20 protein-coding genes are annotated in these 20,861 nt (G+C 66.6%); 17 read left to right on the forward strand and 3 right to left on the reverse strand.

What is annotated here, in order from left to right; translation table 11 throughout:
- The first annotated feature begins 1 nt into the window (after window position 1).
- On the forward strand, window positions 2-442 hold the full coding sequence (locus QM732_RS02115; protein ID WP_415654562.1) for an HIT family protein: 441 nt from the start codon (window positions 2-4) through the stop codon (window positions 440-442).
- Here QM732_RS02115 and QM732_RS02120 read toward each other — a convergent pair.
- The 3 genes from QM732_RS02120 to QM732_RS02130 all read right to left on the reverse strand — a co-directional run bounded on the left by QM732_RS02120 (window position 415) and on the right by QM732_RS02130 (window position 3,887).
- Window positions 415-912, reverse strand: coding sequence for a hypothetical protein (locus tag QM732_RS02120; RefSeq protein WP_415654563.1), 498 nt, complete (start codon window positions 910-912; stop codon window positions 415-417). The two genes, QM732_RS02115 and QM732_RS02120, sit on opposite strands and share 28 nt — an antisense overlap.
- A gap of 240 nt (window positions 913-1,152) precedes the next feature.
- The gene (locus QM732_RS02125; protein WP_415654564.1) at window positions 1,153-1,647 is read right to left on the reverse strand and encodes a hypothetical protein; all 495 of its coding nucleotides are present in this window, start codon (window positions 1,645-1,647) and stop codon (window positions 1,153-1,155) included.
- A gap of 203 nt (window positions 1,648-1,850) precedes the next feature.
- Window positions 1,851-3,887, reverse strand: coding sequence for a M13 family metallopeptidase (locus tag QM732_RS02130; protein WP_415654565.1), 2,037 nt, complete (start codon window positions 3,885-3,887; stop codon window positions 1,851-1,853).
- 106 nt (window positions 3,888-3,993) lie between these two features.
- On the opposite strand from QM732_RS02130, the gene pstS reads away from it, so the two are divergent.
- The 16 genes from pstS to QM732_RS02210 all read left to right on the forward strand — a co-directional run bounded on the left by pstS (window position 3,994) and on the right by QM732_RS02210 (window position 20,813).
- Window positions 3,994-5,040 (forward strand): phosphate ABC transporter substrate-binding protein PstS, encoded by a 1,047-nt coding sequence (pstS, locus tag QM732_RS02135; RefSeq protein WP_415654566.1) that lies wholly within the window; start codon window positions 3,994-3,996, stop codon window positions 5,038-5,040.
- 14 nt (window positions 5,041-5,054) lie between these two features.
- Window positions 5,055-5,447: a gamma-butyrobetaine hydroxylase-like domain-containing protein gene (locus tag QM732_RS02140; RefSeq protein ID WP_415654567.1), complete on the forward strand. Its 393-nt coding sequence runs from the start codon at window positions 5,055-5,057 to the stop codon at window positions 5,445-5,447.
- Window positions 5,448-5,452: 5 nt separating this feature from the next.
- Window positions 5,453-6,184, forward strand: coding sequence for a bifunctional demethylmenaquinone methyltransferase/2-methoxy-6-polyprenyl-1,4-benzoquinol methylase UbiE (ubiE, locus tag QM732_RS02145; protein ID WP_415654568.1), 732 nt, complete (start codon window positions 5,453-5,455; stop codon window positions 6,182-6,184).
- A 255-nt stretch (window positions 6,185-6,439) separates the two neighbouring features.
- On the forward strand, window positions 6,440-7,387 hold the full coding sequence (locus tag QM732_RS02150; RefSeq protein WP_415654569.1) for an EpsD family peptidyl-prolyl cis-trans isomerase: 948 nt from the start codon (window positions 6,440-6,442) through the stop codon (window positions 7,385-7,387).
- Window positions 7,384-8,220 carry a polysaccharide export protein EpsE gene (gene epsE, locus QM732_RS02155; protein WP_415654570.1) on the forward strand — a complete coding sequence of 279 codons (837 nt, stop codon included), beginning with the start codon at window positions 7,384-7,386 and terminating at the stop codon, window positions 8,218-8,220. Before QM732_RS02150 ends, epsE begins: the two co-directional genes overlap by 4 nt.
- Before the next feature lie 16 nt (window positions 8,221-8,236).
- Window positions 8,237-9,661 (forward strand): chain length determinant protein EpsF, encoded by a 1,425-nt coding sequence (gene epsF / locus QM732_RS02160; RefSeq protein WP_415654571.1) that lies wholly within the window; start codon window positions 8,237-8,239, stop codon window positions 9,659-9,661.
- A gap of 40 nt (window positions 9,662-9,701) precedes the next feature.
- A complete protein-coding gene (locus tag QM732_RS02165; protein WP_415654572.1) occupies window positions 9,702-10,583 on the forward strand; it encodes a polysaccharide biosynthesis tyrosine autokinase in 882 nt (293 codons plus the stop codon).
- 70 nt (window positions 10,584-10,653) lie between these two features.
- Window positions 10,654-11,511, forward strand: coding sequence for an exosortase B (gene xrtB / locus QM732_RS02170; RefSeq protein WP_415654573.1), 858 nt, complete (start codon window positions 10,654-10,656; stop codon window positions 11,509-11,511).
- The gene (gene epsI / locus QM732_RS02175; RefSeq protein WP_415654574.1) at window positions 11,508-12,188 is read left to right on the forward strand and encodes an exosortase-associated protein EpsI, B-type; all 681 of its coding nucleotides are present in this window, start codon (window positions 11,508-11,510) and stop codon (window positions 12,186-12,188) included. The genes xrtB and epsI overlap by 4 nt, the downstream gene beginning before the upstream one ends.
- Window positions 12,189-12,253: 65 nt before the next feature.
- Window positions 12,254-13,750 (forward strand): lipopolysaccharide biosynthesis protein, encoded by a 1,497-nt coding sequence (locus tag QM732_RS02180; RefSeq protein WP_415654575.1) that lies wholly within the window; start codon window positions 12,254-12,256, stop codon window positions 13,748-13,750.
- A gap of 16 nt (window positions 13,751-13,766) precedes the next feature.
- Window positions 13,767-15,170: an O-antigen ligase family protein gene (locus QM732_RS02185; protein WP_415654576.1), complete on the forward strand. Its 1,404-nt coding sequence runs from the start codon at window positions 13,767-13,769 to the stop codon at window positions 15,168-15,170.
- The gene (locus QM732_RS02190) at window positions 15,171-16,100 is read left to right on the forward strand and encodes a glycosyltransferase family 2 protein (protein WP_415654577.1); all 930 of its coding nucleotides are present in this window, start codon (window positions 15,171-15,173) and stop codon (window positions 16,098-16,100) included.
- A gap of 30 nt (window positions 16,101-16,130) precedes the next feature.
- The gene (locus QM732_RS02195; RefSeq protein ID WP_415654578.1) at window positions 16,131-17,336 is read left to right on the forward strand and encodes a glycosyltransferase; all 1,206 of its coding nucleotides are present in this window, start codon (window positions 16,131-16,133) and stop codon (window positions 17,334-17,336) included.
- Window positions 17,333-18,427, forward strand: a complete 1,095-nt coding sequence (locus tag QM732_RS02200) for an NAD/NADP octopine/nopaline dehydrogenase family protein (RefSeq protein ID WP_415654579.1) — start codon at window positions 17,333-17,335, stop codon at window positions 18,425-18,427. Before QM732_RS02195 ends, QM732_RS02200 begins: the two co-directional genes overlap by 4 nt.
- Entirely contained in the window at window positions 18,427-19,755 is a 1,329-nt protein-coding gene (locus tag QM732_RS02205; RefSeq protein WP_415654580.1) for a hypothetical protein, read from the forward strand. Before QM732_RS02200 ends, QM732_RS02205 begins: the two co-directional genes overlap by 1 nt.
- Window positions 19,752-20,813, forward strand: coding sequence for a glycosyltransferase (locus QM732_RS02210; RefSeq protein ID WP_415654581.1), 1,062 nt, complete (start codon window positions 19,752-19,754; stop codon window positions 20,811-20,813). Before QM732_RS02205 ends, QM732_RS02210 begins: the two co-directional genes overlap by 4 nt.
- Window positions 20,814-20,861 lie beyond the last annotated feature (48 nt).

A 20,861-nucleotide genomic window follows, 5' to 3' on the forward strand; every position in this document is an offset into this window, starting at 1 on the left:
CATGAATTGCCCGCTCTGCACGACCGATGGCGGCCTCATCGTTGCGCGCACTTCCCGGTTTCGTGTCGTGCGCGTCGTCGAGGGCGACGAGGCCCTGCGCTTTCCGGCCTTCTATCGGCTCATCTGGTCCGACCATGTTGCCGAGTTCAGCGACCTCCCACCCGCCGACAGGCACGCCTGCATGGATGCCGTCGTCGGGATCGAGCGCGTGTTGCGGTCGCTGCTCGAGCCAGCCAAGGTCAATATCGCCAGCCTCGGCAATGTCGTGCCACACCTGCACTGGCACGTCATCGCGCGCTTCGGCTGGGACAGCCATTTCCCAGCTCCGGTCTGGGCCACCGCGCAGCGAGACGTTCCCGGCGGCGCGGCAGCCCGCCTGCGGCTGCCGCTGGAGCAGGTCGACGAGGCGGTGGCTCAGTCGTTGAGCAGCGCCAGCCGATAGCCGGCACGCGTGAAGCCGGCCATGCGCTGGCGGCGGTCATCGGGGTCGATGAAGTCCACACTGAAGCGGTAGATCTGAGGGCCTGTCGAAGCCTGTTGGCCACAGTCCAGGCCGTTGATGGCATTGCGCACAGAGCGCTGGACGCTGTTGGACATGCCGTCCGTCTTCACTGCGGTGATGTCGCCACCGTCCATGACCAACTGGACCCGGACCCGGCCCGTGCGGCGCTCTCGTTCCCAGGTGGTCTGCAGCGCCTCCTGCAGCTGCTTCTCGATGGCGTTGCAGCTGGCGTGAACGTCATAGCGTGCAGGCGCCTCGATGACGTGGCCACTGATCTCGACGCGCTCCAGGCCGGCAGTGTCGGCCAGCGCGGGGCCAGCCGTCAGGGTGAGCGCGAGGGCACAGGCGAGGCCGGCGAACAGGCCGTTGAGCAAGGGCGTGCGCTGGGCGAGGGAGTAGCGGATGGGCATGATGGGCTCCTGTGGGATCTGGACAAGCAGGGGACGCGAAACGCGTCGACCTGTTCACAGGCTAGGCGGCCCAGGGGGCTGTCCCAAGCCGCAAGCGATGAGTTGCCGCTGTCGTGCGACGACACGCTGAAAACCCCGGTTGAATTGCAGTGCGTCGCCATCGCGCGTTTGACTGAGGGGATGCCGCTCGTCATGGGCCGGCGCAGCGCAAGCGCTGGCCAGCATGACTTCCTTCATTGCTCAGCGCATCTCGACCAGCGCGATACGGGGCCGGGCTGCACCGGGTGTGGCGCCGAGGCTGCTGTCCGGGTCGGCGAAGATGACCTGCATCCTGTAGAGGCTGGTGCCGTCTCGAGCGCCGGGACACTCGAGTCCGCCGACGGCACGTCGCACGTCGCGCATCGCCCGGAACGACAGGCCGCTGCGCGTGTTGACGGCCGTGACCTTGCCGTTGGTGACGACGAAGCGAACGTCGACGCTGCCGTACTCCCGCTCGCGCCACCATGTGTGCGTCAGTTCCTGCTGCAGCCAGGGTTCGACTTGCGTGCAGCTTGACAGCACGTCGTGGCGTGCCGGTAGCTCGACGGGCAGCCCGCTGATTTCGACACGGCCGAAGTCGCTCGACTGCGCCAGCACTGGGGCGGCGCCAAGGATCAGTGCGGCGGCGCTGGTCAGGCTGGCGAGCGGGCGAGCGCGCTCCGACGCGCGCCGGGCGCGGTGTGAGAGGAGGGACATGACAGGCTCCTGGTGGGTCTGAAGACGGGCCGGCGCGGTATGCGTTGACCTGTCCTCACGCTAGGCGCCTGCGGATGGACGCCCCGACCAGAAGCGATGAAATGCGGGATGCGAGCGACGGTTCGCGGGCTGCTGCGATTGAATGCTGCGCGTCGCGCGCAGGGCCTGCGGCCGACTCCCGTCGACCGCAGGCCCTGGACATGTCACCAGACGGTGAGCGGGTCGCTGGCCACCATCGCGCTGCCCGGCTTGCAGCTGAACGCCTGCGCGAAGTAGGCCGAGTTGCTCATGGGTGTCAGCACGCGGTACTTGGCCGGCGAGTGCGAGTCGGTACGGATCTGGTTGATCAGGAACTCGGTGCGCACCTTGTTGCGCCACACCAGCGCGTTGCTGAGGAAGAAGCGCTGCGCGGGCGTGTAGCCGTCAATCTTCTTGTCGGCGCCGCCGCTGCGCTTGAGCGCGCGCTGCAGACCCTCGTAGGCGATGGGCAGGCCCGACATGTCGGAGATGTTCTCGCCCAGCGTCAGGCGGCCGTTGATGTGATAACCCGGCAGCGGCGAGATCGCGCTGTAGCGCTCGGCCACCTTGTCGGCGCGCGCCTTGTAGCCGGCGGCGTCAGCAGGCGTCCACCAGTCGGTCAGCGAGCCGCTGGCGTCGAAGTTGCGGCCGCTGTCGTCGAAGTGGTGTGTGATCTCGTGGCCGATGACCATGCCGATGCCGCCGTAGTTGCTGGCGTCATCGGCCTTGGCGTCGAAGAACGGCGGCTGGAGGATGCCGGCCGGGAAGGTGATCTCGTTGAGGCCGCCGGCCTGAGCGTTGACGATGTACGGCGCCATGCGCCAGCGGCCGCGCTCCACCGGCGCATCCAGGTCCTTGACCTGCTGGCCGCTGTTCCACAGAGCCACCTTGAGCCAGTTGCCGGCGTAGTCGTTGCCGGCCAACTGCAGGCCCTCGTACTGCGGCCACTTTTCGGGCGCGCCGATCTTGGACTGCATGTTGGCCAGCTTCTCCAGCGCCTTGGCCTTGGTGCCCGGGGTCATCCAGTCCAGCTTCTCGATGCGGGCCTTCATGCTGGCGCGCACGTCGTCGACGAGCTGCACGGCACGCTTTTGTGCCTCGGGCGAGAACGCGCGCGCGACGAACAGCTCGCCCAGCGCCAGTCCCATGGGCTCGCTGCCGGTGCGCCCGCCGATCTGCAGGATGACATCCTCGCTGCGCGGCGCCGGGGCCTGCAGGCCGGTGATGGTCTTGCCGCGGTACTCGAAGGCGGCCGTTGCGAAGGCCTTGGGCAGGCGCGACGCGGTGGCATCCAGCGTGCGCACCGTCAGGTAGCGACGCCACACTTCCAGCGGCGTGTCTGCGGCCAGCTTGGCCACCCGGGTGGCGAACTCGGGCTGGCTGACGATGAAGCGCTGCGGCAGCTTGGCGCCGGCCGTCAGCACGGCGAGGTAGGCGCTCCAGTCGAAACCGGGCGCGGCAGCCGCCAGCTCGGCCGGGCTCATCGGGTTGTAGCTTGCGTTGGGGTCGCGCATCTTGGCGCGCTCCCGCGTGGCTTCGGCCAACTGCGTCTCGAAGGCCATCAGCGCATCCATCTCGGCGTCGGTGGCGGGGCGGCCAGCTGCAGCCAGTACGGCCTGCGCGAACGCGCGGTATGCGGCGGTGACGGTGCGGGTGCGCTCGTCGGTGCGGAAGTAGTCGTCGCGGTCCGGCAGGCCCAGGCCCGAAGCCCCCAGGCTCAGCACGTTGCGACGCGTGTCCTTGCGGTCAGGCTGCACGCCCCAGCCCAGAGGTGCGCCGACGCTGCTGCGGTTGAGCAGCGCTATCAGTGCCGGCAGGTCCTCGCGGCGCTGCAGGCCGTCGATTCGGTTCAGCAGCGGCGTGATCGAGCTGATGCCGCGCGCCTCGATCGCGGCCTCGTCCATGCCGCTGGAGTAATAGGCGGCGACAAGCTTGAGGCCAGGCGTCGTCTGCAGCGCGGGCTTGTCGGCCAGGTCCTTCAGCGCCTTCTCCAGCAGCGCGTCGTTGTTCTGGCGCAGCTGCTCGAAGCTGCCGATGCGGGCCCGGCTGGCCGGCAGCTCGGTGGCGGCCTCCCAGTTGCCGTTGACGAAGGCGTAGAAGTCGTCACAGGGTGCGACGTCCTTGGACAGGCCGCCCAGGTCGAGGGCGTGGACGGTGGCGGACAGGCCCAGCAGGGTGGCCGCAGCGGCGGTGGCCAGGCGATGGCGGGGGAATCGGGTCATGGGGGGCGGAAGCGGGCAAAGAAGGGATTAGACCGCTCCCCCGGGCGCGGCGTCGGAAGACACAGGGCATGATTGCGGGTTTTCACCAAGATCGTTGCCCCTGGACATGCACGCCTTCAAGCGCCTGACCCTGGTCTTCCTTGCTCCGATGCTGCTGTGTGCATCCGCCCTGGCCCAGCCGGTGGCGGGCCAGGGCGCCACCTTCCCGTCCAAGGTCTACGACACCTGGGCCCGAGCCTTTGCCAAGGCCGGTGGCGGCGCCGTCGTCTACAAGGGCACGGGTTCGGGGGATGGCATCAAGCAGATCACGGCCCGACAGGTCGATTTCGGCGGCACCGACGCGCCGCTGCCCGCCGCCGAGCTGGCCAAGGCCCGGTTGGTGCAGATCCCCATGCTGGTGGGCGGCGTGGTGCCGGTGGTCAACCTGCCCGGGTTGGGCGCGCCGCTGCGTCTCGATGGGGATGTGCTGGCCGACATCTTCATGGGCCGCATCAAGGTCTGGAACGACGCGCGCGTCGCCGCGCTGAACCCCGGTGTCGCGCTGCCGGCGCTGCCCGTCAAGCGCGTGGTGCGTGCCGAGAAGTCCGGCACCAGTGACGGCTTCAGCCGCTACCTGGCCGGCGCCTCCGCCGCGTTCAAGGCCGAGGTGGGCTCCGGCCAGGCGCCGGCCTGGCCAGGAGAGCCGTTGAGGGCTGAGGGCAACGACGGCATGGTGCAGATGCTGCGGGCCACGCCGGGCGCGGTGGCCTACGTCTCCTACGACCGTGTGCTGCGCGACAAGCTTGCCGCTGTGAAGCTGCGCAATGCTGCCGGCCATTTCGTTGCGCCGTCCGAGCGCGGCTTCAGCGCCGCGGTGCTGGAGAGTGACATGCATCGCCGGGGCGACGACCTTGCCACGCTGCTTGATCGTCCCGGCGCCGACGCCTGGCCCATCACGATGACCAGCTTCGTTCTCGTCGACGCCGAGCCTGGCGAGGCGGACAAGGTCCAGGGGACGCTGAAGTTCCTGTACTGGTGCTTCATGCACGGCGATGACCTGACCCGTGGCTCCGGCTTCGCGCCGCTACCGGTGAGCGTGCAGTCCCGGCTGGCGGCACGCTTCACGCAGGTGCGGCCCAGGGACGGCCGGCTGCCGGCCTATCAGTCGTTCTGAGGGACACTTGCGGCATGGCTTCGCCCACTGAGCTCACCGTCCACCAGCAGTCCCGGGTGCTGGAGATCGCCTTCGACGATGGCGCGCGTTTCCGCATCCCCTTCGAGCTGATGCGCGTGTACAGCCCCTCGGCCGAGGTCATGGGCCACGGCCCGGGCCAGGAGGTGCTGCAGACCGGCAAGCGCGATGTCCTCATTACCGGCCTGGAGCCCGTGGGCCACTACGCCGTGCGGCCCGAGTTCTCGGACGGCCATGCCAGCGGCCTGTTCTCCTGGGACTACCTCTACAAGCTCGGCAGCCAGCAGGATGCGCTGTGGCGCGACTACGAGGCCCGCCTCGCGGCTGCCGGCAAGGGCCGCGACGACGCCATGCCGGCCAAGGCTGGCGGCTCCTGCCACTCGCATTGAATTCCATGACGCAGACTCATTTCGGTTTCCAGCAGGTCGACGAGAACGAGAAGGCCGGCAAGGTGCGCGGCGTCTTCGACTCCGTCGCGTCCAAGTACGACCTGATGAACGACCTGATGTCGGCCGGCCTGCACCGGGCCTGGAAGGCCTACACCGTGCAGGTGGCCAACCTCAAGCCGGGCGAGCGCGCGCTGGACATCGCCGGCGGCACCGGTGACCTGTCGCGCGCCTTCGCGCGCAAGGTGGGCGAGACCGGCGTCGTCGTGCACACCGACATCAACGAAGCCATGCTGCGCCAGGGCCGCGACCGGCTGCTGGACGAGGGCCTGATACTGCCCACCAGCCTGGCCGACGCCGAGAAGCTGCCCTTCAAGAGCGAGAGCTTCGATCTGGTGAGCGTTGCCTTCGGCTTGCGCAACATGACGCACAAGGACCAGGCGCTGGCCGAGATGTGCCGAGTGCTCAAGCCCGGCGGCCGGCTGCTGGTGCTGGAGTTCTCCCGCATCGCCGAGCCGCTGCGCAAGCCCTACGACTGGTATTCCTTCAACATCCTGCCCAAGCTGGGCTCGCTGTTCGCCGGAGATGCCGAGAGCTATCGCTATCTGGCCGAGTCCATCCGCATGCACCCCGACCAGGCCACGCTCAAGGCCATGATGAAGACGGCCGGCTTCGGCCATGTGGACGTGCACAACCTCAGCGCCGGCATCGTCGCGCTACACGCCGGCATCAAGTGCTAGCGCCGGCCTAGGGTTAACAGCCTCCCGGGTGCCCCGCGGATCGCGCCGGGGCGGCGCTATCCTGGCCGATTGGGCCCATCCCCCATGAATGTGGGGGCTAGGGAACTCTTGGCTTGAAACTGCTCTAACCGCGTACCGCTCACGAAGCCAGTAATGGGGTCGCGCGGCCCACGGAAGCGACATATCGCGCCGCTACACTCGTTTGCTTACTTGGGGCAGGAGGCCCTTCCCATGCATAACAAGGACCCTCGTCAGATGGCTAACCGACTGATTCATCCCCGTGCCTCCCAGTTGCTGGTCGCCGTGGCGGCCGCGGCGATGCTGGCCGCCTGCGGGGGTGACAAAGGTGACAAGGCGTCCCAGACGGCCGCCAAGGTCAACAAGGAAGAGATCACCGTCCACCAGATCAACTTCGTGCTTCAGCGCCAGCCCGGCCTCAAGCCCGAGCAGGCCGAGGCCGCCAGCCGCCAGGTGCTGGAGCGTCTGGTCGACCAGGAACTCGCGGTGCAAAAAGGCCAGGAGCTCAAGCTCGACCGCGACCCTCGCGTCGTGCAGCAGATCGAGGCTGCCAAGCGCGAGATCGTCGCCCGCGCCTATGCCGAGCGCATCGGCGAGGGCGTCGCCAAGCCCAGCAGCGAAGACATCACCAAGTACTACAACGACAAGCCGGCCCTGTTCAAGGAGCGTCGCATCTACAGCCTGCAGGAGCTGCAGATCGAGGCCAAGCCCGAGCAATTCGAGGCCATCCGTGCCAAGCTGGCCGCGTCCAAGAGCCTCAATGAGTTTGCGGAGTACCTCAAGTCGGCCGAGCTGCGCTTCAACGGCAACCAGGCCGTGCGCGCTGCCGAGCAGCTGCCGCTGGCCAGCGTGGACGCCATCTCCCGGATGAAGGACGGCGACTCCATGGTCAGCCCCAGCCCCGCCGGGCTGACGGTGCTGTTCCTCGTCGGTTCGCGCAGCCAGCCCGTGGACGAGGCGCGTGCGCGTCCCGCCATCGAGGCCTTCCTGTTGAACCAGCGCAAGGCCGAGGCCGTGCAGAAGGACATCAAGGCGCTGCGTGACAGTTCCAAGATCGAATACGTCGGCAAGTTCGCGCAGCCCGCGCCTGCCGCACCCGTGCAGCCTTCGGCCTCCGAGGCTCCCGCGCCCGCCGCCAGCGGCCTCGATCACGATGCCATTTCCAAGGGCATGGGCCTGAAATGATGCGTACCAAAGAACTGCTTCTGGCCGCAGCGCTGGGCCTTTGCGCCATCGGCGCACAGGCCCAGGCCGGGGCGTCGGCAGCGCCGGCCGCGGCGGCCGCCGAGTACCGCCTGGGTGCGGGCGACGTCGTCCGCGTCGTCGTCTACCAGAATGCCGACCTGACGCTTGAGACCCGGGTCTCCGAGACGGGCGTCATCAGCTATCCGCTGCTGGGCAGCGTGCGCATCGGCGGCCTGGGAGTCAGCGCCGCGGAGAAGCTCATCGCCGACGGCCTGAAGAACGGCGGCTTCGTGAAAGCGCCTCAGGTCACTCTGATCCTGCTGCAGGTCAAGGGCAACCAGGCCAGCGTGCTGGGCCAGGTCAACCGCCCGGGGCGCTATCCGATCGAGACGACCGACATGCGCATGACCGACCTGCTGGCCAATGCCGGTGGCGTGGCTACCACCGGCGCGGACATCCTCGTGCTCAGTGGCACGCGTGCCGGCAAGCCATTCCGCATGGAAATCGACCTGCCCAGCGTCTTCAGCCCCAATGCCGACGCCGGTCGAGCCAGCGACGTGTTGATCCAGAACGGCGACGTGCTCTGGGTCGACCGCGCGCCGCTGGTCTACATCTATGGCGAGGTGCAGCGTCCCGGCCCGATGCGGCTGGAGCGTGGCATGACACTGATGCAGGCCCTCGCTTCCGGCGGTGGCCTGAACCAGCGCGGCACCGAGCGTGGCATCCGCGTACATCGCAAGTCGACCGATGGCAAGGTACAGGTGGTGCAGCCAGGCATGGACGACGCGCTCAAGGAAGGCGACGTGGTCTACGTCAAGGAAAGCCTGTTCTGATTTCGGGGATCCAGCGATGAATTTTGTGCAATTCCTGGCCATCTTGCGCGCGCGCTACAAGCTGGCGCTCGGCGTCTTCCTGGGTATCGTCGTAGCCGCCCTGGTCGCCAGCCTGCTCTGGACCAAGAGCTACACGGCCGCCGCCTCTGTCGTCGTCGATTCGAACAAGCCTGATCCCATCTCGGCCGTGCTGTATCCGGGCGGCCTGAATCCTGGTGTGATCGCGACGCAGATCGACGTGATCAACAGCGACCGGGTCGCTTTCAAGGTCGTGCGCAACCTCAAGCTGACGGAGAGCCCGCAGATCCGTGAGCAGTGGCAGAACGCGACCAACGGCGAAGGCAGTATCGAGCAATGGCTCAGCACGGTGTTCCAGAAGAGCATGGATGTGAAGCCTTCGCGCGAGTCCAACGTCATCACGATCACCTACAAGGCCCCGGACCCGAGGTTTGCCGCCGCACTGGCCAACGCCTTCGTGCAGGCCTATCTCGAAACCAACATCGAGATGCGCACGGATCCGGCGCGGGTGTACTCGTCCTTCTTCGACCAGCGCGCCAAGGATGCTCGCGACATGCTGGAAAAGGCTCAGACCAAGCTGTCCGAGTTCCAGAGGGAGAAGGGCATCGTCGCGACGGATGAGCGCATCGACGTCGAGAACGCGCGCTTGAACGAGCTGTCCTCGCAGTACGTGGGCCTGCAGTCGTTGGCCTCCGACTCTGTCAGCCGCCAGGCCGCCGCGCGCGGCAATGGCGCCGACCGCATGCAGGAAGTGCTGAACAACCCGCTGATCGCCAGCCTCAAGGCCGACCAGGCACGCCTGGAGGCCAAGCTGCAGGAACTGGGGTCGAAGCTGGGTGAGAAGAACCCCCAGGTGATCGAGGCGCGGGCGAACCTCGCCGAGCTCAAGGTCAAGATCGATGCCGAGACAGCCAAGGTCTCTAGTTCCCTGGGTATTGCCAACAACATCAACCAGCAGCGCGCCGGGGAGATCAAGGCCCAACTGGAAGCGCAGCGCACCAAGGTGTTGCAGATGAAGGCCGTGCGCGATGAAGGTGCCGTCTTTGCCCGTGACGTCGAGAACGCCCAGCGCACCTATGACCTGATCATGCAGCGCCTGAACCAGACGACGCTGGAGAGCCTGGCGACCCAGAGCAACGTCTCCGTGCTGTCGCAGGCCGTACCGCCGGTGGAGCCTACCTCGCCCCGACTTCTCTTGAACCTGGCCGTGGCTGTCTTCGTCGGTACGCTGCTGGCTGTTCTCGTGGCCTTCATCCGGGAACTTGCCGATCGGCGCATTCGCACCGTCGACGACCTGGTGGTGGGGCTTGGTGTTCCGGTCATCGGCGTGCTGCCCAAGCCGGGGTCGGTCAAGAAGGGGCGTCTGGCGACCATCGACGCGCAGCGCCGCGTCATTGGGCAGCTTCCCCAACCCGCAAAGTGAACCGAGCGCACCAAGTTCCGAGAAGCCAGAAGGATTCAACATGATCGAAGCAAACGCCGGGCAGTCCATGGCGGGCAAGGAAGTACGGGACCGCTCGATCGGCGCCATCATTGCTGAAGCGCGTGATCTGTCGGTCGATCAGGTGACGCGCGTGCTGAACTACCAGCGCGAGAACAACGTCCGCTTCGGCGAGGCCGCCATCGCACTGGGCTTTGCCAATGCCGATGACGTGCTGTTCGCGCTGGCCCAGCAGTTCCACTATCCGTACGCACCTGAGGACTCACGTCACCAGAACCCAGAGCTCGTCGCGCTGAACCAGCCCTTCTCGCCGCAGGCGGAGGTCTTCCGGGCGGTGCGTAGCCAGGTCACGATGCGGGTGTTCAACGAGCCCAAGGCGTCGGGACAAGCGCTCGCCGTCGTCGGGCCGAGCCGGGGGGATGGCAAGACTTTCTTTGCCGCCAACCTGGCGGTCACTCTGGCGCAGTTGGGCGGGCGCACCTTGCTGGTCGATGCGGACATGCGCGCTCCGCGCCAGCATGAGGTGTTCGGCGTTCCAAATGCATCCGGGCTGTCCGGCATCCTGGCGGGCCGCGCAGAAGGTCAGCCGATCCAGCAGATCCGGGCGATTCCCGGGCTTTTCGTGCTGCCTGTCGGCATCACGCCGCCGAATCCGCTGGAGCTGATCGAGCGCCCGGCCTTTGGCCTCCTGCTTGCGGAACTCACCTCCAAGTTCGACTATGTGGTCGTCGACACGCCGGCCGCCGAGTTGGGCGCCGACTCGCTGGTGATCGCCGCTCGCTGTGGGGCTGCACTTTGCGTGGCGCGCAAGAACGAAGCCAAGCTCGACACCATGCGTGCGCTGGTCGAAGGGATGGCCCAGGCCTCGATCAAGAACGCCGGTGTGGTGCTGAACGAGTATTGATCGTGAACGGCAGCGCAGGGTGATGGACAGGTCTTTGGCGGATCGGGCCGGCGTTGTAGCGAGGGAGACCATGTCGACGCTGACGCGCGAGGACAAGGGCCTGCTGGGCCTGTTGCTGCTGGGCTTCGCGGCCCTGTACCTGCCAACCTACTACGAGCTGTCCCGCACGGTCTGGGCCAGTGACGAGCAGGGCCATGGACCCATCATCCTGGCGGTCGCCCTGTGGTTGCTGTACCAGCAGCGCAACGCCCTGCTGGCGTTGACGCCGCGCCCGGCCTATTGGGCCGGCGCGTCTGTGTTCCTGCTCGCGCTGGCGCTCTACGCCTTCGGGCGCTCGCAGTCGATCTACCTGTTCGAGGTGTCCTCGCAGATCTTCCTGCTGGCCGGCGGCACGCTGCTCTTGCTGGGCTGGCGCGGGTTGAAGCTGATCTGGTTCCCGCTGTTCTTCCTGATCTTCATGGTGCCTCTTCCCGAGGTGCTGGTGACCGCCGTCACGACGCCGCTGAAGTCGGCCGTGTCGGCAGTGGCGTCCAGCCTGCTGTACTGGGGCGGCTACCCGGTCGGCCGGGCCGGCGTCATCCTCACGGTGGGCCAATACCAGTTGCTGGTGGCCGACGCCTGCGCTGGCCTGAACTCCATGTTCACGCTCGAGGCGCTGGGCATGCTCTACATGAAGCTGATGAACTACACCTCGGCCGGCCGCAACATCACGCTGGCTCTGCTGTTGGTGCCCATCTCCTTCGTCGCCAACATCGTCCGCGTGATGGTGCTGGTGCTCGTGACCTACCACTTCGGCGACGCGGCGGGCCAAGGCTTTGTTCATGGCTTCGCGGGCATGGTGCTGTTCCTGGTCGCGCTGATGATCATGGTGGTCGTGGACAAGTTGCTCAACCTGTTCTGGCCAGGCAATCGGCAAGGGAAGTCATGAGGTTCAATCGGGTCGTCGTGGGTCTGATGACGGTGCTGATGCTCGCATCCAGCGGCGCGGCGCGCTACATGACGCCGACCGAGCACCTGGCCGACAAGGTCGGCAAGCCCGATCTCGAGTCCCTGTTCCCCAGGCAGTTCGGCAACTGGCGCATCGACGCCAACGTGCCCGTCATCCTGCCCGCGCCGGACGTGCAGGCGCGCCTGGACGCGATCTACAACCAGGTGCTCAGCCGCACGTACGTCAATGATCGTGGCCAGCGCGTCATGCTGTCGGTCGCCTACGGCGGCGACCAGTCCGACGGCACGCGTATCCACCGGCCGGAGGTCTGCTATCCGGCTCAGGGCTTCCAGATCCTTTCCAACAAGATCGGTCACGTCGATCTGCCGGGCCACGAGCCGCTCAAGGTGCGCCATCTGGAATCCAAGCTGGAGCAGCGCTTCGAACCGATCACCTATTGGGTGGTGGTAGGCGACAGTGCCGTCGTGTCGTCCTCCGAGCAGAAGCTGGCGCAGCTGCGCTACGGCCTGCGAGGCGTGATTCCGGACGGCATGCTGGTGCGCGTCTCCTCGATCGATTCAGACACCCGCCGTGCGTTCGACCTGCAGCAGCAGTACATCAACGACCTGGCGCGATCCCTGACCTCTCAAGCCAGCCAGCGGGTATTTGGCAGGTAGGCCCGTCATGCCGGAGCTGCTGACGAGCTGCATCCGGGCAAGGCTCACACAGGACAAGACTCAGGATGAGCGGGGATTTGGTCAACAAGAGCGTGACTGCTGCCAAGTGGGGCGTGATCTCCACGGCAGCCAAGTTCGTGCTGCAGTTGGCCGTCAACGTCGTCATCGCGCGCCTGCTCGGCCCGGACAGCTACGGCTTGTTCGCGCTCTGCACGCTTGTGCTGATGCTGGCCACGCTCTTCTCGGACTTCGGCCTGGGCTGGAGCCTGATGCAGCGCCAGGACATCACCGACGAGCAGGTTCGCTTCGTCTCCACGTGGCAGACGCTGTCGGGCCTATTCGGCACGCTGGCCCTGGTCGGGGCGGCCCCATTGATCGCCAGTTTCCTGCACGATCCTCGGCTGGTCGATGTGGTGCGCTGGCTGGCGCTGACCTGTGTACTCAATGGCATGGCTTCCACGGCCAGCAATCTCCTGCGGCGCGAGATGCGGTTCAAGGACTTGGCCAAGGTCCAGTTGCTGAGCTACACGCTGGCCTATGGCGTCGTGGGCCTGCCGGCTGCTGCCCTGGGGGCTGGGGTATGGGCTCTGGTGGCCGCCTGGGTGGTGCAGGCACTGCTGGGCGCGCTGTTGTCCTGGCGTGTCCGGCCGCACGCATGGCGCCCCAAGTTGCGCATCGAACGGCCGCGCGAGTTCGTCGACGTCGGTGCGACGGTGCTGGTCACGAACGTCTGCAACTGGGCGCTTACCAACATGGATCGGTTGATCCTCGGCCGTGTGGCGGGCACGCAGGCCGCGGGCCATTACGCGGTGGGCTACAACCTGGCGACGGTGCCCAACGGCTTGCTGATCTCGGCGCTTCAACCGGCGTTCTTGGCCTCCGGGGCGCGGCTGCAGGACGACCTGCCCCGCATGGCCAAGGCCTATCTGGAGGTGCAGAGCTTCATCTGGATCGTGTTGGCGCCGCTGTTCGTGCTGCTGGCCGTCAGCGGGGAGCAGCTGATCCAGGTGCTCTACGGCAAAGCCTGGAACAGCAGCGGTCCCGTGTTCATGTGGCTGGCCCTGGCCATGCCCGCCTATCTGGGTTGGGCCCTCAGTACACCGGTGCTCTGGAACACAGGGCGCAAGCACATGGAGTCGCTGCTGCAGTTGCCCCTGCTGTTGCTGGGACTGGTCGTCATGCTGTGGGCTGCTTCGCAGAGCATCGAGTACATGGCCGCCTCTGCCGGGGTGTTGTTCCTGCTGCGTTATGCCGCTGCCGCCGTACCGGCTGGACGGGCCTTGCCCTTGCCGCTGTCCTCTGTGTGGCAGCTCGTTCTGCGTGCCGTGGCAGTCTGCGCCGCCGTTGCGCTGCCAGGGCTGATGGTTCAGGCGCTGCTGGCTCCGTGCATCGAGCAGGTATGGCTCCTCGGCGTGCTCAAGGCTGCAGCGTGCCTGCTGCCATGGCTGCTGCTGGTGCTGGTCTGGCCCGGTCTGCTGGGGCGTCCGGCCTTGAGCTTGCTGAAGCGTTTCATGCCCAAGGGAGCGGTCTTTGGCCGTGTCTGGGCGACCCCTCACTCTTGAATTTCAGGGCCTGCGTATGGATATTGCCTTCGTCTACGGCGCCTACCTTCTTGCGGCATTCCTGCTGGCTTTTGGCGCCGTCATGGTCACCGGCATGGTCCTGCATGCAGGTCATCGGCATCCGGAAGGTTTCCTGATTTACTTCTTCGCGCCGCTGATGCTCGTGATCCTGCTGGATCCCATCCTGTCCATGCGCAATCTTGAGCTCGGCCTTGTGGGTGCCGCAGCCAAGCAGAACTCCTCCGCGGCCGTCAACTGGCTGCAGCGTGGCATCAGTCTTTTTCTGCTGGCGGCGGCCGTCGAACGAGTGGCGAATCTCCTGTTCAACCAGCGCCGCCACGCGGTTCCCGTCTCACTGATGCTCACGTTTGCCATCTGCTGGGTATGTACCGTGGGATTGCCGGCGGCCTTCGGTGCGCGGCCGGCCATTTCCCACGAGTATTTCTACTGGCTGCTTATCGGCCTGGGAGCTTTCGTCACGACGGAGGAGGGTGCTAAGACGGCCATCCGGGTGGCACGCAATGCCATGTTCGTGTTCTGCCTTGCGGGACTCGTGATGTTGGGGGTCAAGCGGAACATGGTGCTGGAACCCTACATCGGCGGTTTGGTGACGGCATTTCCCTGGCGCTATTCGGGACTGGCTGTCGGACCGAATCAGATGGGCCCGTTGACGCTGCTGTTCATGATCTGCCTGTCCTGCTTCCCCTTCAGGCTGCGGGCGGTCAACCTGTTTGCCTGGGGCGTGGCGCTGATGAGCCTGCTGCTGACACAGTCGAAGACGGCCTGGCTGGCGGCCATGGCCTGCTTTACGGTGATCTGGCTGGTGCGTTGGCGTGGCCGCTGGAGCCAGTGGTTGGGGGATCCGCGATATCGCTTGGCGGTACAGGCGTGGCTCGTGATGGCCGCGCTGGGCTTGCTGGCGGTGATCCTGGTGCTGGCTTCGGGCGTGCTGGATGCCAAGTTGGCGCGTTTCCTGGACACCCGGGCGGGCCGAGACATCATGAACTTCACGGGCCGCGGTGAAATCTGGGCTGCGGCCTGGCAGACCTTCCTCAACGATCCCTGGTTTGGCTACGGGCCGACGATCTGGGATCCGCTGTTCCAGTTCCAGATCGGCATGAATGTGTTCCATGCACACAATCAGGTGCTCAACGTCCTCGCCTCCGCGGGCATCGTCGGCTTGCTGGGTTTCACAGTGTTCATGGTGGCGCTGCTTCGTCAGATCTTTGCCAACTTCGCCGCGTTGAACGGGTTTGTCGCTGGTCTGGCGACTGTCGTGCTGCTGCGCTGTATCAGCGAGGTGCCATTCAATTTTCAGAGCTTCGCCAGCGAAGCTCTGATGCCTGCACTGCTGATGATCGCGGTGGCCGGTGCGGCCTCTCGCTCCCCGGCGCGGCCTGACAAGAAGAGTCAGGCGTAAGTGGACAAGCCGCTCTGGTCCGTCGTCATCCCGCTTTACAACAAGCAGGACTTCATCGAAGACACGGTTAGCTCGGTGCTCGCGCAGACCGATGCCGACTATGAGGTCGTTGTTGTCGATGACGGTTCTACCGATGAAGGCCCCTCCAGGGTCGTCGCGCTGGGCGATGCTCGCATCCGGCTGATCCAGCAGCCCAATGGCGGCGTCTCAAGGGCGCGCAATCGCGGCATTCGTGAGGCCCGTGGCGCCTGGGTGGTGTTGCTGGACGCTGACGACCTTTTGCACCCCGAGGCACTGAAGGCCTATCGCGAGATGCTCGGCCAGCACCCGGATGCCAAGGTGCTGGGAGGACGTGAGCTGCGGCTTTCGCATGTGAACGGCGAGATCGAGCGTCTTTGCTGGACGGCCCTGCCGAGTCCGCTACCCGTCCGGCAGGTCGACAACCTCCCGGCTGCATTCCTGAAAGCGGGCCTGCCGTTCTCTTCGAGTTCGATTGCGATCCGACTTGATCACCTCTCGTCACTGGAGACATGGTTCCCGGAAGGCGAGTCCATGGGGGAGGATCTCGACCTGTGGCTGCGCCTGGCCGAGCAAGGCGGCATCGTCTGCACTAGCGTGGCCATCGTTGTGTACCGAGTCGGCCTGGCCGACAGCCTGACCGGGGCGTACCGCAATCTCATGCTCCTTCCTGTTTGGCAGCGCCTGCGCGAGCGGGCCCGTTCGGGCGGCATGCGCCCTGCGCTGGTGCGCGATTCGCTGCGCCTTGCGGCCGAGATGGAGATCACGCTGGCGAGGCGGCTAGGCCGTGCCGGCCGGTACGCGCAGGCCTGGACGCACTTGAGTCATGCCCACGAGGCCATGGCTGGACATCGCTGGTGGGTCACTGCCGTCGCGCTGTTGCTGCGCCACCAGAAGCTGCTGGCGCGTTAGGGGGCGCTGCCAATGCGACTGCTGTTCCTGATGCGCGACACGCTGCCACCGTTCCGGCCGGACGTGGCGGTATTGTTTGGCCGCGAGCTGCCGCGGTTCGGCGTGCAAAGCGACTTGCTGGGCCAGAGTGGCAAGGAGGCCGCTGCCCCCTGGACTGCTGGCCGGATGTGGGTGCACGGCAGGCTCCGTCCGGGCCTGCTAGGCGAGATGCTGCGCCCCGTGCGTGACCTTGCCATGTTCTGGCGGCTCGACAAGAGCCATTCGCTGGTGCAGGTGCGCGACAAGATCCGCACGGGCTGGATAGCGAGCCTCATGTGCCGGTTGCGCGGCAGGCCCTTCGTCTTCTGGATGTCCTTCCCGATGGCTGAGGGTTTTGCGGTCCGTGCAGAGCAACTTCGTGGCAGCGCTTCGCCGCCCTTGCTGCTGCTACATCGCCTGAAGGCCCGAGTTGCCGCATGGCTGTTCTATCAACACGTCGTGCCGCATGCCACGCATCTCTTCGTGCAGAGCGAGGCCATGCTGGAACACATGGCGGCGCGCGGTGTGCCGCGCGAGCGCATGAGTGCCGTGCCTATGGGCGTGGATGTGTCGTTGCTGTCTTCGGTGGCGCCGTTGGATGAACGACCAGCGCAATGGAGCGGACGACGGGTGGTGGCTTACCTGGGCACGTTGGGCCGCGCGCGCGATCCGGAGTTCCTGCTCGACAGCCTGCGCCTGCTGCGCGAGCTGGAGCCGGCCGCGATGCTGCTGCTGCTGGGCGACGCGCCCAGCGCCGAGGAGCGTCTGTGGCTGCGAGCGCGCATAGCCGATAGCGGTCTGGCCGAACATGTGCATCTGACGGGATGGTTACCCCAGGCCGAGGCCTTGCGCTGGCTGGCCTGTGCCGAGCTGGCGTGGTCGCCCGTGCCGCGTGGCGTCCTGTTCGACGTCTCCTCGCCAACGAAGGCCGTGGAGTACCTGGCCCTAGGCGTTCCATGCGTTGGTAACGACATTCCCGATCAGCAACTGGTGCTTACACAAAGTGGGGGCGGCATCTGCGTTCCCATGGATATCGAGGCGTTCGCACATGCGAGCATGCGTCTGCTGAGCAATCCCCCCATGGCACGGAAGATGGGGAGTGCAGGCAAGGCCTGGGTGCGGCAGCATAGGGACTACAGCGTACTGGCGCGTCAGGTCGCGTCGGTGTACGAAAGCCTGTGCCCGTCCGCTGGCCAGCAGCAGGAGCAGATGAAATGAAGGTGTTGATCGTTGGGGCCGGCAATGCGGGTTGTGCGCATGCGTCGGTGTTCTCGGCCCGCGGGCACGAGGTGGCGCTGCTGAAGACGTCGCATGCATTGCACGACGCGAATTTCGAGGTCGTGCTCGCCCGCCAGGGCATGAACTGGATCGATGGACCGGGCAAGGTGCTGGCGCCGCGCTTCCAACCCTTCGCGCTGGTGACTCGCGACCTCGAGGCTGCGCTGGCCTTCGATCCGCAGATCGTCTTCGTGGCGGTGCAGTCGACGCAGCAGCCGGCGCTCGCTGCGCGCATCGCGCCGCATCTGCGCGCCGGGCAGCTGCTCATCACCAGCCCGGGCTACATGGGCAGCGCCTATTTTCGCAAGCACCTGAGTGATCCTGGCGTGCTGGTCGCGGAAGGTGAGAGCCTGCCGTTCGACGCTCGCATCGTCGAGCCGGGCTGCGTGCAGGTGCTGTGGGAGAACACGCGCAATGCGCTGGCCTTCCTGCCGCGTTCGCGCTCCGAAGAAGGCCTGAAGCTGGCGCAGCAACTCACGCCGCGCTACATGGCCACACGCACCAACGTGGTGGAGTCTGCGCTGCACAACCCCAACCTGATCGTCCATACGGTAGGTACGCTGCTGTCGGCCAGCCGCATCGAGCATTCCGGTGGCGAGTTCTGGATGTACCGGGAAGGTTTCACGCCGGGCACGTTGCGGCTGCTGGACAAGCTGGATGCAGAGAAGATGGCGATCCTGCAAGCCTGCGGTGCCAAGCCCGAGCCCTGCCTGGAGTCCTTCAAGTTTCGCAACGAGCAGGACCTGTCCATGCCCGCCATCGAGGTGCTGCGCAAGTACGCCCGGGAGGGCGGACCCAAGGGCCCGCTGGACCTGCAGACCCGCTACATCACGGAAGACGTGCCCATGGGGCTGGGCCTGATGGTGAGTCTTGGCGAACGGCTGGGGTTGGCCACGCCGATGACGCGCGCGCTGATCGAGATTGCCTCCGGCTTGTTGGACCGCGATTTCGCGGCCGAGAGCCGCACGCTGGATGACCTCGGTTTCGAGGGCCTGGATGGAGCCGGCTTCGTGGCCGCGGTGAACGCCTGATGGCCTGGCCGGATTCGTTCGAGAAAGCCTACCTGCGCTGGCGTCGGTTCGTCCCCTCGCGGCTGCTGTACCACCCACAGCACTTCGAGATCCTGGCGTTGGAGCGGCGCTTTGCCGCGCAGCCGCAGGAGCGTGCTGCCTGGGTGGATGCCAAGCTGCGCACTCTGCTGACTGGTGCGCTTCGCCATGTGCCGCACTACCGCGACACGATCAAAGTGCCCGATGCCGAGCTGGCGCAGGCTCCGGCGATGGAGCTGCTGCAGCGCTTCCCCGTGCTGGAGAAGGCCGAGGTGATGGCAGCGCAGAACCGCTTCCTGGACGAGCGCTTCAAGAGCCCGCTGATGCACTACGCCACCAGCGGAGGCTCCAGTGGCGAAGGCATAGGGTTGTGGCGCAACAAGCGCCTAGCCGACATCGAACGTGCCTTCTTCACCTTTCACTGGGCCCCTGCGGGCTTCAGCTTCGACAAGGCCAGGCTGCTGCGCATCGGCGCCGATGCCCGCGCGCAGGCGCATGAGCCGCCCTGCCGCGTGGTGGGCAACCGGCTGATGCTGTCGCCGTATCACGTGAACGAGCAGCACCGCGGCGCCATCGTCGCGGCGCTGCGCGAGTTCCGGCCGCAATGCATCCATGCCTATCCCAGCCTCGCTGCCGCACTGGCCGAGCTGTTGCAGGGCATGCGACCCGAGGACTGTGGGCTGGACGCCCTGCGCGGCGTGGTGCTGGCTTCGGAGCCCGCCACCGCGGCGCAACTGGCCACCACGCATGCGGCCTTTGGCGTGCCCATCATCGTCAACTACGGCCTGACCGAGCGGACCAACATTGCTTTTGCGCGCTACGAGCCGGGGCGGCCGCTCAGGTACCGCTTCGATGCCCTGTATGGCGTCAACGAGAACCGCGACTGGCAGGGGCTGCCGGAGATCGTGGGCACCTCGCTGTGGAACGACGTGATGCCGCTGATCCGCTACGCCACGCGCGATTTCGGCCGCATCGACGAGCAAGGTGTCTGCGAGCGCCTGGAAGGGCGTGCCCAGGAGTTCCTGGTGGACCGCAACGGGGCCAGGATGCCGGGCCTGTCCATCGTCATCGACGAGGTGACCTGGGACTTTGTGCGCCTGTACCAGGTGCAGCAGGAGCGACCGGGTGCCATCCGCATCGCCGTTGTGCCTCGCGAGGCACCGCTGAGCGAGGTGCAGCGAGCCTTTGTCCTGGATGCCCAGCTCAAGCGCTGGGGCAGCTTCTTCGACGTGGAACTCGTGGAGGTGGACGACATCCCGCCGGCCGCCAATGGCAAGCGCAAGCTGGTCGTGAGCCTGGTGCAGGCATGAGCGGCCGGCGACCTTGGATGGTCGGTACCGACCCGGCCGGCCAGGGCGGTATCGCGGCGGTCGTCAGCGTCTATGCGCAGCAGGGATGGATGGCGCGCCATGGCGTGCACTATCTGGTGAGCCACAGGGCCGGCTCGGCGCTGGCGCGCGCCCTGCTGTTCCCATGGGCGCTCCTGCAACTGCTGGGGGCCCTGCTCGCACGGCGCGTGAGCGTGTTGCACGCCCAGGTGGCCAGCTACGGCAGCTTCGCGCGCAAGTCGCTGCTGCTGGCACTGGCGAGGGGCTTCGGCGTGCCCACCGTCTTTCACCTGCATGGTGCCGAGTTCCAGAAGTTCTACGCCGGCTCGCCGGCGTGGCGCCAGCGCTGGATCCGCCACTCGCTGCGCAGCAGTACGCGGGTGCTGGCCCTGTCCGAGGCTTGGCGCGACTTCCTGCTGTCCATCGTGCCGGAGGCGCATGTGTCGGTGCTGGCCAACCCGGTGACCTTCCCGGCGCCGGCGCCCATAGGGCCACCGGTGCCGGGCCGCGTACTGTTCATGGGCCGCGCGGACAGGCGCAAGGGCATGTTCGACCTGCTCGCGGCGCTGGGCCAGGCGCGTGCGCATTTGCCCCAGTTGCACTTGCACGTGGGCGGAGACGGCGACCTGGAAGCCGTGCGCAAGGCCATCGCCCGTGAGGGCCTGGACGGCGTGGTCACGCTGCTGGGCTGGGTGCGTGGTGCCGACAAGGAGCGTGAGCTGGCCGAGGCAGAGATCTTCGTGCTGCCTTCCTACGACGAGGGCCTGCCGATGGCCATGCTGGAGGCCATGGCCCGCGGCAAGGCGGTACTGGCCACGCCGGTGGGCGGTATCCCGCAGGCCGTGCGCGACGGCGTGGACGGCCTGCTGGTGGAGCCGGGCCAGCCGCAGCAACTGGCCGACGCACTGCTGCGGCTCGGGCAGGATGCCCAACTGCGCGCGACGCTGGGCGCCGGGGCCACTGCGCGCGTGCGTGCCTGCTATGCGACCGACACGGTGCTGGCCGAACTGGACCGCGTCTACCAGGGGCTGCACGCATGAGTCCCGTACGGTGGCCTGAGTCAGTCCATTCACGCTGGGCGGGACCCG

Origin of the sequence: Roseateles sp. (assembly GCF_047654805.1) — a bacterium.
Lineage (GTDB): Bacteria > Pseudomonadota > Gammaproteobacteria > Burkholderiales > Burkholderiaceae_C > Pelomonas.

Coding starts and splice junctions, on each gene's coding strand:
- QM732_RS02115 (WP_415654562.1), top strand. CDS start 2: ATGAATTGCCCGCTCTGCACGACCGATGGCGGCCTCATCGTTGCGCGC.
- QM732_RS02120 (WP_415654563.1), bottom strand. CDS start 912: ATGCCCATCCGCTACTCCCTCGCCCAGCGCACGCCCTTGCTCAACGGC.
- QM732_RS02125 (WP_415654564.1), bottom strand. CDS start 1,647: ATGTCCCTCCTCTCACACCGCGCCCGGCGCGCGTCGGAGCGCGCTCGC.
- QM732_RS02130 (WP_415654565.1), bottom strand. CDS start 3,887: ATGACCCGATTCCCCCGCCATCGCCTGGCCACCGCCGCTGCGGCCACC.
- pstS (WP_415654566.1), top strand. CDS start 3,994: ATGCACGCCTTCAAGCGCCTGACCCTGGTCTTCCTTGCTCCGATGCTG.
- QM732_RS02140 (WP_415654567.1), top strand. CDS start 5,055: ATGGCTTCGCCCACTGAGCTCACCGTCCACCAGCAGTCCCGGGTGCTG.
- ubiE (WP_415654568.1), top strand. CDS start 5,453: ATGACGCAGACTCATTTCGGTTTCCAGCAGGTCGACGAGAACGAGAAG.
- QM732_RS02150 (WP_415654569.1), top strand. CDS start 6,440: ATGGCTAACCGACTGATTCATCCCCGTGCCTCCCAGTTGCTGGTCGCC.
- epsE (WP_415654570.1), top strand. CDS start 7,384: ATGATGCGTACCAAAGAACTGCTTCTGGCCGCAGCGCTGGGCCTTTGC.
- epsF (WP_415654571.1), top strand. CDS start 8,237: ATGAATTTTGTGCAATTCCTGGCCATCTTGCGCGCGCGCTACAAGCTG.
- QM732_RS02165 (WP_415654572.1), top strand. CDS start 9,702: ATGATCGAAGCAAACGCCGGGCAGTCCATGGCGGGCAAGGAAGTACGG.
- xrtB (WP_415654573.1), top strand. CDS start 10,654: ATGTCGACGCTGACGCGCGAGGACAAGGGCCTGCTGGGCCTGTTGCTG.
- epsI (WP_415654574.1), top strand. CDS start 11,508: ATGAGGTTCAATCGGGTCGTCGTGGGTCTGATGACGGTGCTGATGCTC.
- QM732_RS02180 (WP_415654575.1), top strand. CDS start 12,254: ATGAGCGGGGATTTGGTCAACAAGAGCGTGACTGCTGCCAAGTGGGGC.
- QM732_RS02185 (WP_415654576.1), top strand. CDS start 13,767: ATGGATATTGCCTTCGTCTACGGCGCCTACCTTCTTGCGGCATTCCTG.
- QM732_RS02195 (WP_415654578.1), top strand. CDS start 16,131: ATGCGCGACACGCTGCCACCGTTCCGGCCGGACGTGGCGGTATTGTTT.
- QM732_RS02200 (WP_415654579.1), top strand. CDS start 17,333: ATGAAGGTGTTGATCGTTGGGGCCGGCAATGCGGGTTGTGCGCATGCG.
- QM732_RS02205 (WP_415654580.1), top strand. CDS start 18,427: ATGGCCTGGCCGGATTCGTTCGAGAAAGCCTACCTGCGCTGGCGTCGG.
- QM732_RS02210 (WP_415654581.1), top strand. CDS start 19,752: ATGAGCGGCCGGCGACCTTGGATGGTCGGTACCGACCCGGCCGGCCAG.